Below are 437 nucleotides of genomic sequence, written 5' to 3' on the forward strand. Positions count from 1 at the left end.
ACGACCACCTTCCGGTACACCACGGAAGCCGTCACGCTCGGCGGCACCGAGATCCAGGCCGGAGTCCCTGTACTGGTCGCTCTCGGAGCGGCCAACCGCGACCCGGAGCGGTTCCCGTCACCAGACCAGCTCAACCTGGATCGGGATGCCGCCGGCCATCTCGGCTTCGGCCACGGCATCCACCGCTGTGTCGGTGCTCCGCTGGCCAAAGCCGAAGCCGACATCGCCCTGCGTGCGATTCTGACCCGCTTCCCCGGGCTCCGGCTTGCGGTCCCACCTGATCAACTGCAGTGGCGGCACACCCGCCTAGTCCGCGGACTGACCGCGCTTCCCATCCTTACCTAGGGCTGACCCGTAACTGCTGGTCACGGGACAGCCCTTAGGCGAGGAACTGATCCACGACTTGAAGCTGCTCACCGGGGAACTGGTCGCGAACT

Annotated in this window: 1 protein-coding gene; it reads left to right on the plus strand. The window is 66.6% G+C overall.

The window, feature by feature from the left end:
- A partial coding sequence (locus tag RB628_RS41485; RefSeq protein WP_318325781.1) for a cytochrome P450 occupies positions 1 to 345 on the plus strand: 345 nt, incomplete at its 5' end.
- Positions 346 to 437: the final 92 nt, after the last annotated feature.

It is taken from the genome of Streptomyces sp. ADMS (assembly GCF_033441795.1).
Taxonomy (GTDB): domain Bacteria; phylum Actinomycetota; class Actinomycetes; order Streptomycetales; family Streptomycetaceae; genus Streptomyces.